At 46.4% G+C, this 13,585-nt stretch carries 10 protein-coding genes; all 10 read right to left on the bottom strand.

All coding sequences use genetic code 11. From position 1 onward, the window contains the following. Nucleotides 1–116: 116 nt before the first annotated feature. The 10 genes from ONB37_01675 to ONB37_01630 all read right to left on the bottom strand — a co-directional run bounded on the left by ONB37_01675 (nt 117) and on the right by ONB37_01630 (nt 13,579). Nucleotides 117–1,220: a DegT/DnrJ/EryC1/StrS family aminotransferase gene (locus ONB37_01675; protein MDZ7398850.1), complete on the bottom strand. Its 1,104-nt coding sequence runs from the start codon at nt 1,218–1,220 to the stop codon at nt 117–119. Nucleotides 1,221–1,382: 162 nt separating this feature from the next. Next, complete coding sequence (locus tag ONB37_01670; GenBank protein ID MDZ7398849.1) at nt 1,383–2,189, bottom strand: glycosyltransferase family 2 protein; 807 nt, start codon at nt 2,187–2,189, stop codon at nt 1,383–1,385. Nucleotides 2,190–2,450: 261 nt separating this feature from the next. After that, on the bottom strand, nt 2,451–2,609 hold the full coding sequence (locus ONB37_01665; protein MDZ7398848.1) for a DUF5989 family protein: 159 nt from the start codon (nt 2,607–2,609) through the stop codon (nt 2,451–2,453). Then, nucleotides 2,602–3,684, bottom strand: coding sequence for an SGNH/GDSL hydrolase family protein (locus tag ONB37_01660; protein ID MDZ7398847.1), 1,083 nt, complete (start codon nt 3,682–3,684; stop codon nt 2,602–2,604). The genes ONB37_01665 and ONB37_01660 overlap by 8 nt, the downstream gene beginning before the upstream one ends. 183 nt (nt 3,685–3,867) lie before the next feature. Continuing rightward, the gene (locus tag ONB37_01655; protein ID MDZ7398846.1) at nt 3,868–4,272 is read right to left on the bottom strand and encodes an SxtJ family membrane protein; all 405 of its coding nucleotides are present in this window, start codon (nt 4,270–4,272) and stop codon (nt 3,868–3,870) included. A gap of 76 nt (nt 4,273–4,348) precedes the next feature. Further along, a complete protein-coding gene (locus ONB37_01650) occupies nt 4,349–6,166 on the bottom strand; it encodes a carbamoyltransferase (GenBank protein ID MDZ7398845.1) in 1,818 nt (605 codons plus the stop codon). Nucleotides 6,167–6,291: 125 nt separating this feature from the next. Continuing rightward, nucleotides 6,292–6,918 (bottom strand): class I SAM-dependent methyltransferase, encoded by a 627-nt coding sequence (locus ONB37_01645; GenBank protein ID MDZ7398844.1) that lies wholly within the window; start codon nt 6,916–6,918, stop codon nt 6,292–6,294. Nucleotides 6,919–7,005: 87 nt separating this feature from the next. Beyond that, nucleotides 7,006–10,116: a glycosyl hydrolase gene (locus ONB37_01640; protein MDZ7398843.1), complete on the bottom strand. Its 3,111-nt coding sequence runs from the start codon at nt 10,114–10,116 to the stop codon at nt 7,006–7,008. Continuing rightward, entirely contained in the window at nt 10,113–11,891 is a 1,779-nt protein-coding gene (locus ONB37_01635) for a putative glycoside hydrolase (GenBank protein ID MDZ7398842.1), read from the bottom strand. The genes ONB37_01640 and ONB37_01635 overlap by 4 nt, the downstream gene beginning before the upstream one ends. A 215-nt stretch (nt 11,892–12,106) precedes the next feature. Beyond that, the gene (locus ONB37_01630; protein ID MDZ7398841.1) at nt 12,107–13,579 is read right to left on the bottom strand and encodes an oligosaccharide flippase family protein; all 1,473 of its coding nucleotides are present in this window, start codon (nt 13,577–13,579) and stop codon (nt 12,107–12,109) included. Nucleotides 13,580–13,585 lie beyond the last annotated feature (6 nt).

The following is a 13,585-nucleotide window of genomic DNA, read 5'->3' as shown; positions in this document are numbered from 1 at the left end:
AAGATTCTGAATCCTGGCAATAAATTTCTTTCATAAAATGGATTTGTTCATTAGCGAAATCGTCTAATCTCGAAACCTTTGAACGGTTTGAATCGCAAGCGAATGCGGGAAAGCGGTCAGCGATAAAATCGATTGATTGCATCAGCCACGATGCTCACCTGTTCATCGGTTAGTTCGGGAAACATGGGCAATGAAAGGATTTCGGCAGCGTATTGCTCCGTGATGGGCAAAGACCCTGGAGGTAAATTCAAGTCCTGATATGCCTGCTGCAAGTGGACCGGCACGGGATAATGGATCAGCGTCTGGATACCATGATCTAACAAATACCGCTGCAATTGTTCCCGACACTGGCAGCGGATGACGTAAAGGTGATAAATATGGTAGGCGTAACTTGCTTCAACTGGTTTCACCACGTGATCATCGAGCAACTTTTCATATTGATTGGCGAGGTGGCGCCGGCGAGCGTTCCACTGGTCGAGATAACGCAATTTCTTTCGCAAAAAAGCTGCTTGTAGTTCATCCAACCGGCTATTGAACCCCTTGATGTCGTGATAATAACGTTTGCGTTGCCCGTAATTTCGCAGCAACTTCAAATGATCAGCCAATTCTGGATCATTGGTTACCACCATTCCTCCATCGCCGTAGGCGCCGAGGTTCTTCGATGGATAAAAACTAAAGCAGCCCAGATCGCCGATTGCGCCGACCCTATGACCGCGATAGGCAGCGCCGTGAGCCTGACAAGCATCTTCGATCACTTTAAGACCGTAGCGATGAGCGATCTCCATAATCGGATCCATATCGGCTGCCTGACCATAGAGATGAACCGGTAGAATGACGCGTGTCCTGGGAGTAATTTTGGCTTCGATCGCACCTGGATCCATGGTATAACTCAATGGGTCAATATCGACAAAAACTGGCTTTGCCTGGGCGAACGAAATCGCCGAGACGGTTGGCACTGCAGTATTAGAAACCGTGATCACTTCATCGCCAGGTTGGACTCCACATGCCAACAACGCCAGATGAAGCGCCTCAGTCCCAGAACCAACCCCAATGCCATACCGCGCTCCACAGTACTCTGCAAATTCCTGCTCGAACAACTCTACCTGCTTGCCTAAAATAAACCAGCTCGATTCGAACACTTCATCAAACGCAAGTTTGATTTCGGCTTTGATATTCTCGTATTGAATTTTCAATTCAGAACACGGGATTCTTATTTCCATGGTCTGTCATGCCTATTTTGAAAAATTAATCATCCGCATCACATTATTCGAACTTTCATGCTCCTTATGAACCGTCATGCTGAAATCGCGAATGTACAGATCATGCTGCGCCAAATCTTACATCAAGCCAGCCGATCCATTGTGATGCACCACTTCAGTTATTTACGCTGCTTGATTGGTCACAATATTGCTTTGTCGATCTGGCTCAGCGATTGATGGTGCTGGCTTTGCAGCGGCGCTTTGAATTTTTTTTGCAGGGCGAGCATATTGTTTCTTGACCTGGATCTTCCACCACAATTTCATCATATCCACGCCAACGCGAAAAATCCGTTTGAAATTGAAAAATTCCGACTTTCCGCTGGGTCGAAAATGATGCGTCACCCCCACCTCGTCAAATACATAACCAGCATCGGTCATCTTTTTGATCATCTCGACGCAGATTAAGCCGCTATCCGATTCCAATTCAATATTATCGAAGATCTCGCGCTTCATCAACCGAAAATCACAGTCCACATCTCGAATCTTAAACCCGAACAGCCATTTGGTGAAATAATGATAGAACTTCCCGATAATCACCCGATAAAACGGGTCTGAACGTTTGATCTTCCATCCGTTGACAATATCGACCTTACCGTTCATTCGCTCAAATAGCTTTGTCAGCTCTGTGACATCATATTGCGCATCCCCATCGGTGTAAAAAATTAGGTCCTTTTTGCATTCCTTAAATCCAGTCCGCAGTGCACCACCATATCCACGGTTCTTCTCATGATGAACCACTCGGACCTTATCGTAGGTCTTTTCCAAGTGGTTCAACACATCCACCGTCATCTGCCGGCTGCCATCATTCACCAATATGATTTCATAATCATCTGTCAACTTCTCAGCCGTTGTGATCGCTTGGGCGACTAAACTTCCAATCGTCGCCCAATCATTATAGACTGGGAAAAATATCGATAGACTTTTTTTCATTTGCCCCCACCTTTTATTTATCTCAGTTGTCGTTGCGGTGATGCCGTGAGTTTCATCCACCCATCATCTTAAACACTGAAATCATGCCTATTCTCAAAAGACCTTCTGAAGCAGATACCGCTTTAATCAGCAAGGTTTGCTTTCTACATCATATCAACAAAATAAGTTCATGCACAATGCTTTGGAAAAATCGTGGCCGAACGCCGGCAATTGCTCTGCGCCGACGCTCAGCGTTCAACTTATCTCTTTCAACTTGGCCGATCAGAATAGGGCATAAATAAATGGTGCCAATGCCGATCCTTCTGTAAAAATAATTAAGAACCCAAGCAACAATAAAAATACAACAATTGGAGTCAGCCACCATTTCTTTCGTGCTTTCAAAAACAGCCAAAGCTCATTCACAATGGAAATCTTACTCATGCTGTCTCTCCTCATCGTTATCAAATGGAATTAATTTTTGTTCGACTAAGAATTGATAAATCGCTTCTCCGGCAATTCGATGGCCGTTGATGTCAGGATGAATCCCCTCGGCATCCCATTGGATCTGTCCCTGATGTTGCTGATAGGCTTCGAACAGATCCAAACAAGGGATTTGATGGGCCTGGCAAAACTGGACCAAATCGTTCTGGATAATATTGTCCTGAGCGGTCAATTTCAATTGATGGGCATAAGGGAAAATAGCCACGACCAGAGGAATGTTTCGCTCGCTCAATTCCTGGTGCATTTCCAAAATCGTATTTTTCAAACTGGCCCATCCATCTCCCTTGACTAACATATTATGCCAGAGCATGGAGCTGGGGAACAAACGCGGGTAACGGCGTTGCATTGATTTGACTGCTTCTTTGAACATTACATAGAGTTTGAAGCGATTAAAAAACTTGCGAGAAAACAGTTCTCGAGCCGACTCAATTTCGCCCGACACATTGACCACCGCTCCTTTGATGTCTTCACTCACGTACATTTTGGGACTGCTGTCATTGAGGCATAATCCCAGCAGCACCATATCGTATTTGAGCTGACCATCCAGCTCGCGAAGCATGGCGCGCTCCTGCCAGATGTTATAGCCACCAACTCCGGCATTATACACAATGATCTTCTGCTCTGGGAAATTTTGGCGTGCCAATGATTGCACAACTTTCCCATAGACTTGATTAAGGTCTTTGATATTAGCGCCGAAAGTAATCGAATCACCAATGTTTAAGATCACTTTGCTTTCATCTAATTCGGCTGGCGACCAATCCAGTTCATGAAAGCCGAGAGCATTGGTCACTGTGTCGCCGTCTGCATTAACATAATGAGGCTTGAACACAAATTCCAAGTCCTTGTTCGGCGAATTCATGACAATATTATCGGCCTCTCCCATTATTTGTTGGCGTTGGCCCTTCCCCAATTTGACCAGCAAGTTTGCTCCCAACTCTCCCAGCGCAAGCAAAACGATGAAAACAAACAGCATCAATGAAAAATTAATCGCCAGCCTTTTCAACTTTGCTCCCATCTGTCATCCTAATTTAATCAATTTTTCTGAAAACATCGCTCACATAAATTCTTAACTGCATCATGACCAAAACAAAATATCTGTCGCTTGAAACTGTCAATTAAAATTTTCAATAGCACATAAAATGGCTTCTGAAAAACTCAGCACGGCGATCTCGATTGAGTCAATTTGAACTGCTTGGGCTCAGAACTGCCGCAGATATTGCTCTTTCGGTATCGCGGTCCTGGGTGAAATATTCCAATAAGAGGTTGCCTGCTTATCGAATTTACGATGCAGGGGATCTTTTCCTGAAATCCTCATGATCAGCCCAATCGGAGTGAAAATCAGGTAATAGATCAGTCCCAGTATCAATCGGGTATTGATCCAGCCCAGGATATGGCCCAGGAACAGCGCAATGGAGTAGAGCGGTTTGATCAGCTTCGGGATCGCTTGGCTGACCACCAATATCAAGCCGCCAGTTGCCCAAAACCAGTAATTGCCAGGGATATGCCCTTTTAAAAATTGCACAAGACCAATACCGCCAAGAAATAGCGCCAAGACCAGTCCAAAAGTTCGAAGCTGCTTGTTGGTGATTGCTTTTTTTTGCATCTTAATTTCCTCTGAATTTATTTCATGTTGCACGGAACGGTGCAATCATATTCTCCAATTAGATGAAGAGAAAGGATCAATCCAACTCGAATTCCTTTTTCCAATCGATATCGTCCTTGAGCTTCGGCTGTTGCTTCTTATCCAGCAAAAAGCTCCCCATGACCAGATAATCCATCTCAGTCCTCATGAAGCAGGTATAAGCGTGCTGGGGCGAACAGACGATTGGCTCGCCTCGGACATTGAAGGAAGTGTTAATGATCACTGGACAACCAGTGAGCTCATAGAATGCTTTGATCATATCGTAATATCGGCCGTTATTTTTTTTGTCAACGGTTTGAATACGGGCAGAGTAATCGACATGCGTAATTGCAGGGACCACGGATCGCGGCACCTTTAATTTTTCAATGCCGAAAAGGTTTTTATGCTCGGGCCGAGAATTGGTCCTCTTGTCCAATCGCACTGGGGCAACCAGCAACATATAGGGGCTTTCCCGATCGAGTTCGAAGTACTCAGATACATGTTCCACCAATACGGTTGGCGCGAAAGGTCGGAACGACTCTCTGAATTTGATCTTGAGGTTCATGACCGATTGCATATCTTTGGATCGGGCATCTCCGATGATGCTGCGGCTGCCGAGTGCCCGTGGCCCAAACTCCATGCGGCCCTGGAACCAGCCAATGACCTTTTCCGCTGCGATCAACTCGGCGGTACGTCGCGCAATTTCCGCTGGCTCAAGCCGCTGATACGGAATGTTATTCTGTTTGAGAAAGGCCTCGATCTCTTCATCTGAGTATTCAGGTCCCAAATAGGAGGCTTTTTGAAAGTCATTCACGCCGTCGGCATGGCGCTCATGGCCGAGATATTGATACCAAGCAAACAATGCCGCGCCAACCGCGCCTCCGGCATCGCCGGCCGCCGGTTGAATCCAAATGTTCTGATATGGCCCTTCGCGCAAAATCCGACCGTTCGCCACGCAATTCAACGCACACCCCCCAGCCAAGACCAAATTTTTCTGACCAGTTTGGCGATGGACAAACCGCGCCATCCGCAGCATGATCTCTTCGGTCACATCCTGAATCGAGCGAGCGAGATCCATCTCTCGCTGAGTGAGTTGCGACTCTGGCTTACGCGGTGGCCCACCGAACAATTTATCAAAATGGCGATTGGTCATAGTGAGCCCAACACAATAGTTAAAATACTTCATATTCATTCGGAACGAACCGTCCTCTTTGAGATCGATCAGTTCGTTCATAATGAGATCGACATATTTGGGCTCGCCATAAGGCGCTAGACCCATCACCTTATATTCCCCAGAATTGACTTTGAATCCAGTGTAATAGGTAAACGCTGAATATAGCAGTCCGAGGGAATGCGGGAAATCCATATTGCCCCAAATTTCAATATGATTATCCTTGCCCACACCGAAGGTGGTGGTGTTCCATTCACCCACACCATCGATGGTCAAAAACGCTGCTTCTTGATATGGCGATGGGAAAAATGCCGAAGCCGCATGGGATTCATGATGCGCTGGGAAAATCACGTCACCTTCATAGCCGATATCCTTTTTCAGCAGCTCTTTGATCCATAGTTTCTGTTTGAGCCACACTGGCATCGCTTTGATGAATGAAGTGATCCCCTTGGGTGCGTAGGCTAAATAGGTCTCCAATAAGCGCTCAAATTTGATAAATGGCTTATCATAAAATGCCACATAATCCAATTCTCGGCCTGAGATGCCAGCCGCGTCCAGACAATAGCGGATCGCATGATATGGAAAATTGAAATCATGCTTCTTTCGGGTGAATCGCTCTTCCTGAGCCGCTGCAAACAGCTCCCCATCCTTCACCAAGCATGCCGCACTATCATGATAATATGCTGATATTCCCAGAATGTACATGGCTTCCTTCCTGTTGACTACTCCATAATTCTTTCGTCGATTTAAAAGATTTTCACTCCCCAATCACAATCAGTCATTGGAAAGCTGGGTAAACGAGCAATGATGATTTCCATTATTTCAAAAAGTCAATTCTTATAACAGATCAATGTCTCTGGCAGCAAAGTGACCCGCTGCTTGATCACCGTAGTTCCAGGGAACAACTTTTTCAGTTGTCGAAACGATAGGAGGTTAATATCTTCCCATTTATCCTCGTACCACAAACCGATCCGAAATTTTTTATATAACCAGCGCTGGATCGATTTTGGGACGAATTGATATAGCGGTAATCGATAATGAAATTCAAATGGGAAATATTTATTGGGACAAGTGACAAAAAATTTCTGACAGACCCGTTGGATTTCATTGGCGAACTGCTGCTGATAACTATTGGCGCCTACATGTTCGATTACTGCATTCGAAAAGGCGATCTTGACTGATTGATCTTTGAAAGGGAGCGCCCGAGCATCAGCAACGAGGCACTGTACCCCGGGATATTTGCGCTTCAAATCGTGAAGCATGGTCAAGCTGATATCCAAGGCAATAATTTTATCGCGCTGTTTGTAACACGACTCCAGAAACAACCCATTACCTGCGCCAATATTTAATATGACGTCATCAGGCTGTGGATCCAATTGCTCAAGAAAAAGATTAAATTTCTGCTCTCTGGATCGCTCTCGAAATTTCTCCATCAAATGCCACACATCTTGCCTCATTTATGCACTTCGGATGAACTTTGCGTCCGCAGGCCTCGATAAAGTTGTATTTGGACCAAAACTATCTTTGAGATCATCATCGTGAGCTCATCGACTCTCATATAAAATGTTGTCAAAATGGGCGTCCTGCTGCCAGAGCTGAATCTCAAACCATTGGACCTTTATCGGCTCATTATTGTTCTGCAGGATCACCTCATCATTGAACCCCGTAATGATGACTCGCTCTGGGGAGAAGGCAACCAGGCAATGATAGCTCTGTCCCTGTCGATACTCTTTCTGGCAGGATACGCTATCAACAGTGACCCCTGCGACTACTTTTTTGAGATAACCAGGTCCGTAGCCCTGGGTCCTCTCGACCTGATAGTAGCTATCCTGATCCTGCTTTAACTTGAGGATCAATTTGCCCCCAGAGGGATAGCTCTTGACTGGCGAAAAGTCGACTTGAAAAGTCCCCCGCTCCGACTGAGGCAACGCACGTCCGAATGCCTCCCCTACATCATCGCCGGTGGTCATCCATAACCGTTTTCCAGTGGCGTCATATTGATAGCTTCCAATACCACCTTCATCCCAGAGCCGCTGCCAAATATAGGCATTTAAATTGTCAAAATCAAATTGATCTTCAAATTTCAGCACGAATTGATATCGAATTTCAAAATTATTGCCCTGATTGGGTCGGCGCGCACGATCGCTCAGCGTCTGACAAGTCATCGTGTACCAATGTCCGAGCTGATGAGGGCTGGTCATCATGGTCAATTTCCTGCCGCTTGGATCGAAAACAATCGATTGAATGACCACATTGGGGACTATTTGATAATTCTCTGGCCGTCGCGCGCTGCTCGTATCTACTGGTTCATCGAATTCGATCGTAACACTGGTTGGAGTATTAAATGTGATTGACGCAAGCGCTGGGGGCCGAGTATCGGCCGCGGTAGTCACCCACCAATCCAAGGGTTCATCGCTCCGATTGCCCGCATCGTCCAGCGCATAAATCTGAAAATGATACCGGGTATCGTCCTGCAATCCTTCGCTCGAAAATTCCGGTTTGAATGTTCGAGCGATAAGTTTTTTGTCCAAATAGATCTCGTACCCAGCCGCGGTATCCCCGTCCTTCGCTGGCGCTGGAGCCTGCCATTGGAACGATACGGAATGGGTATTCACCTTGGTGCTCCCCAAACGTCCTGGCGAATTTGGACCAAGCTGATCCTGTTGCCTCGAGAAAACCAATAATAGCGCTTCATTGCTGCCCAGCTCAAACTGTCCACTGAAATTCCCAGCCACAATTGCCGGACGATAAACTGGCTCGATCAGACTGAGATCGTCGCTCTGGTCCAATCTAGCTAACTGTTCGGATTTCGGATTCAATGGGCTGTCCATATCGCGCCAAACCTGGGAACAATTGGCGTGGTCTTGGCCCAGCCGAAAAGTTTTCACAGCAACATTCTGGTCTGGAATATGTTGAATCGTTAACGTCACCTGATATTTTCGCGCCTGACGATTGAACGGATCATTTTCTGTGAATTGATAAATGAGCACTTCGAACGACGAATCGCTTTTTGTGGCGATGGCATTGAGCAAATTGCTGAATTCATTGCCCAAATTTTTTCGATAATCGGGGAATGGGACACTATTATTTACTGCCACTCGCTCATCAGATAAATATCCGAGCATCTCAAACGCGTTGAAGATCGGCAGCTTGAAAACTGTGCCCCCCAAAGTCGTTGCCAGACCATCGGTCTCTTTGTCCACCCCGTTCTGCCCAAAATCTCTGATAACGGGCGATGTCCAATAAATCATCATCTCGGGCAGAGCATCAGGCTGCTGGCACTGATCCGCGTAATTAAAGATCGCATCCACCGTAGCCACCAGCCACAGCGCTGGGTATTGGTTGACGTACCAGGGTGGATCGTATGGGCTGGGGCTGAATTCCGAAACGATATATGGCAAATTTTGATAATCCTTTTTGATCCGGCCGGCCGTCCGATGAATCTCATCGATCTTATTGATCACTTTTTCGAACACGCTCCCATAGGAATGAAATGAGAGAAAATCCACTGGGGTCCCTTTTGCCCCGGTAGCGTAGTTGGTCCGATCAACATGCTTCAGAAATGGCTCGATGTATGAGCCAGCCACGGCTGGACCTCCCACGCGAAGCTGACCATCGACGCGTTTAACTGCAGCGGCCGTGTAGTCGTAAAGCTCATTATATGCTTCCATATCGCCCCACTCTCGAAGCCGAGGGTCGGGGTTGTTGCTATCTGGGATCCAAAACAACCAAGCCAGGTCTGGTTCATTCCACACTTCAAAATACCAGCGGGACACGCGGTCGCGACCATAGCGCTCCATCAGATGTTTCGTGGTCTCATAAACAAGATTCGCCCATTTCTCATGACTGAGGGGCGGTGACATGTTGCCACCGAACCATGGTTGAATCCGGTTTTTATTGGATGCCAGCTCAATTGGCATCAAAGTAAAATCCACTATCACATCAAATCCAAGGGAGACAACGGCATCGAACGCGCGGTCGCAGAGCTCCCAATTGTATTTCGGGTTACCCATCGCATCCTCGCTGTAAATTTCGCACCCTTGTCCAGAAGGGGTCACTGCCGAACCATTGGTGAAAATATTAAATGCCCGAACGTAATTGAACGTCCCCGGATTGTTTCGATTGGCCGCAGCCATCATTCGAAACAGCTTCTGATTATTGGCGTCCAATGATCCGGCTCGGAACGAATTGTAACCAAAGCCACCCCAAAATTGCCGATATCTGCCTTTGCTTTTTACCAGATCAACTGTGATTGTGACTTGTTCTGGCAATGGTGCTGTTTCAGCCTGTGTCGCATTTGCGTTACGATAAGACCAGCCCAACCGAGCTAACAATGCACGGCCTTTCAATGCATACGCAAAGGCGGTTGGATTTTTTGCCACCAACCGAACGACCAAAGATCGATTGATGATTAATAAAATCCCAGCACCCAGAATAAACATAACCAAAATCGCGATTGGCCTGACGAGCCCAGTCCTGGCTCGCCGTGAGGCCTTTGCTCGATAATGATGCATTAACTCCACCGATAATGTTGCAAGTTCATGATGTCGTGCGTTCCATCGGTAATATGTTGCCACTTGTGGCAAATCACATAAGGAATATACAATTGTCGCACCGATTTTTCGCGACCTCGGCACGGTTAAGTGCGAGATCAATTGTTGCCCTTCATTACTTTTACGCCTTGTGGCGGATCAGGAGGCGTGATATCTGCATTTGGATTGTCGCCACGGTATTCAAATTTAACCGCGTCTGCGATCACCACCCCATCGGCCTTGTTGGTGAATTCCAGATAGCCAGACGTGCCAGCCTCAAAATAATACAATCCCAAAGAATTCCAACGACCATGATCTTTTTTCTGATTGATCATCCCGCTCTTTTGGCCATTGTGATATTTGATGGTATACGGGACGTTCGTAGCCTCATCATCAATGGCAGATTCATGCCAGCAGTGCCACTCGAACACTTGATAATATCCTGGCACCCCTATGGTGGGCCGATATATCACCTTGGATTCGCCATTTCCTGGGGAGGTGTAAGCGTAAGCGAACATACCGAACCAATCCGCGACACGCATCGTGTAGTAAGGATTGCCTGGAATTGGGTCGGGATATTGTTCCCAGCGGCCGATGAATTCTGGTGCTGGTGTTCCCGGGGATGTCCCCATATCCACGTTATCGATGATGATGCTATAAACAATGGTTTTCGGTGTCTTCAACAATAAATAGCCATCACCGATAGTACCAGAATTGTCCTTTCCTCCCCACAATTGAATATTGTCGAACAATTGTCCGTTGTTGTGAGCTGGATCTTGTCCACCGCGGAACCGATAGTAAGGTCCCTCATAACCTGCGACTGTTTTCAAGTCTGCATCCCGCACCAATTGCGGCGCTCCACTCACATTGACAATCGCAGCGCCATGATCAAAAAACCGAACCCATACGCCAGTGCTACCAATCTGCTGCATCGGCCCTTTGGGATAACCCAGGTCGACCAAAAATTCGTCGTAAAACTTATTGTAATAATGCTCGTGAGAGCCAGGGTCGGAATAACTGAAATAGCCATTGCCATACAGCGTTGTGGCCAATTGAAATCGCATATCGCGAAACTCGTTTTTGCTATCCCCGTCATAATCCAGAAAAATAGTGTTGGGTTTGCGCAGTGACTGCATGAATCGATCATAAATGTAGGTGAACCAACTCCAGGTTACTCCACCATAGGAATGCTCCAGAAAAACCCCATTGGTCTCCGCATGATGATGATAATGCCACGAGCCAGAATTGACCATCAGCAATTTATTAGCAGGCATCAATTGACGGAGCTTTTGAAACAGGATATCAACCCCAGCGTTCCAATGGCCGACCACCCATTCTTCGCCATGTTCGTTAAAATCATTGACGCCATTCTGGTCCAGATCGGTGTCCCAACCCAGATTATCGCTCACCACGTGATAATTCCAAAGCTCTTTATCCTGATAATAAAGCCCATCCGTGGCAATGCCATCGAACACCGTCAAATCGACCCGTTTCATAAGCAATTCAGGCAAATAATCGCACACTCGTTTCCCGCCATACAGTGGCGACTTTGGGCACAGATCCGATAAATTGGCATAAAAAGTATTCGGCCCTCCATACTCAATTCGCGACCCATCAGCGCGCCGAATGTACCATTCATCAGGAAACGGTTCAATATACGTTCCGTTGTTCCAATCGCTGGTGGGCAAAATGAGCACATCGGGATTGAGCCGTTTGATGCGCTTGGCCCACTCCACATCGATCAGTGCCGTACTAATGAGATCAAACTGAGCATACCATTCATCCACAGCACCACCCCACTGATGGATGCCTAATCGGGGATACCGATGATCCACCTGAGCATAGCTGAATGCAAAGTTCAGCACAATGCTGGCGATCAATACTGTCGTTTTTCGCATGGTCTCTCTCCTTCATTGGTTCACATCATCATCTCCTTCCCCCAGATAGATCGCTCGATATCCCTCACAAAATTCAGTTCGTTCGAATAAAGCGCCAATCGTCGAGATTGGCTGTTTTCACTGAATCAAAATTTTCCTTGCAAAAATATGGCCAATTAATAGCTTTTCATTTAAATTTCAATTACCAACATAACGACCACCTTCATGCGCCCATGCTAAGCTATTTTTCCAATCGAAATGCCCTCAGATGGCTTTTTTTTAAGAAGGCTTTTGATGAAATTCAGATCCTCAGCCGCAAAAGCTTTAAACAGGTACAATAAGGCGAAATAAATGAGCACGGCCAGAACGGCCAGACTTATAAAAAACACGCGATCGAGCAACAGGATGACCAGCAACATGGCGCCGGCGCTCAGGACCATCTTCCCTGCAATCGCTGCCATTTTCGCATAATCAAATTTGATAACGCGCCTGAAAACGAACGGAATTTGCAATCCCACATAAATGAAAATTGCAATCAGCGCTGCAATAGCAGTCCCAATATAACCGAATCGCTGGCTCAAAACAATCGTCAAGATCACATTGCTTGCTAATGCCGCACCATTCACACGGAGATCGATCTTCTGATTATTACTAGCCAAAAGTGCATAAGCAAAAACTTGAGACATGGAATAGGGAATAATGATCCAAATTAAGATTTTCAGAACGCTGGCCGATTGCTCGAACCCTGCACCAAAGGTGAAATAGAAAATTTTGCTCGCCATCAGAGTCATAATCACAGCGATCGGTACAGTGACAACCATTAAATACTGCAACGTTTTTTTACAAGCGTATTGAAAGTTTTCGCTTTGCGATTCATATAGCCCCGAGATCACTGGGAAAAACGCAGTGAAAAAGCTCTGGATCAGGGTGATCAGAAATAATACAAATCTTTTAGCTCCAGAATAGATCCCCGCAGCATCGTTGCCGGCAATGTGATTTAAAAACACGACATCGATATTCCAATACATGGTGACCAATACCATGATCAGGGCGAAGATGTGCGCTGTTTTCAAGAATTGTTTGATGAATCCCCAATCTGGTTTCAGGTCCGCAATATGCCCCAGCTTCATAATGGTCGGCAAATAAAAAGACACGGCCATGTAACGGGTGACAATATGCACCAAAATCACTGCCAGCAACTGATATCCTAACAAGATCAATCCGACACAGACGCCCACTTTGATGATATTTTCAGCCAGATAGATATAGGAGATCGTCTTGATCTTTTCAACGCCGGCCAGAACTCCTTCGAAGCACTCCAGCACTGCTGTTGCCGGAAGGGAAAGCGCCAGCAAGCTGGTCATTCGAGCAGCTTCCGCGTCCAATTGCAGCACGAAATTGACCACAATTACCATGAGGCCAGCAGCGATCAATGAGAGCGGAATCGCAATGTAAAGGCTATTGACGATATACATTGGCACCTGATCGCGATGTTTCGCTACCTCTCGGGTGATCAAGGTGCGCAAGCCGAAAGAGGCAATAATTTGAAAGATCAGCACCAATGAAATCGCAGTCGAGAAGATGCCGAACGCTGTCACACCCAATTTTCTGCCAATTGCCAGAACCATGGCAAAGGAGATGATGGGCTGCAGCCCTTTCGCGATCATGATAAAAATCGCATTGATTGTCAATCGTTTTGCTGTTTCCATTAATCC

The sequence above is a fragment of the candidate division KSB1 bacterium genome, assembly GCA_034506395.1.
In the GTDB taxonomy this organism is placed as follows: domain Bacteria; phylum Zhuqueibacterota; class Zhuqueibacteria; order Thermofontimicrobiales; family Thermofontimicrobiaceae; genus Thermofontimicrobium.
This window is presented reverse-complemented; position numbering and strand designations above follow the sequence as displayed.

Coding starts and splice junctions, on each gene's coding strand:
- ONB37_01675 (MDZ7398850.1), bottom strand. CDS start 1,220: ATGGAAATAAGAATCCCGTGTTCTGAATTGAAAATTCAATACGAGAAT.
- ONB37_01670 (MDZ7398849.1), bottom strand. CDS start 2,189: ATGAAAAAAAGTCTATCGATATTTTTCCCAGTCTATAATGATTGGGCG.
- ONB37_01665 (MDZ7398848.1), bottom strand. CDS start 2,609: ATGAGTAAGATTTCCATTGTGAATGAGCTTTGGCTGTTTTTGAAAGCA.
- ONB37_01660 (MDZ7398847.1), bottom strand. CDS start 3,684: ATGGGAGCAAAGTTGAAAAGGCTGGCGATTAATTTTTCATTGATGCTG.
- ONB37_01655 (MDZ7398846.1), bottom strand. CDS start 4,272: ATGCAAAAAAAAGCAATCACCAACAAGCAGCTTCGAACTTTTGGACTG.
- ONB37_01650 (MDZ7398845.1), bottom strand. CDS start 6,166: ATGTACATTCTGGGAATATCAGCATATTATCATGATAGTGCGGCATGC.
- ONB37_01645 (MDZ7398844.1), bottom strand. CDS start 6,918: ATGAGGCAAGATGTGTGGCATTTGATGGAGAAATTTCGAGAGCGATCC.
- ONB37_01635 (MDZ7398842.1), bottom strand. CDS start 11,891: ATGCGAAAAACGACAGTATTGATCGCCAGCATTGTGCTGAACTTTGCA.
- ONB37_01630 (MDZ7398841.1), bottom strand. CDS start 13,579: ATGGAAACAGCAAAACGATTGACAATCAATGCGATTTTTATCATGATC.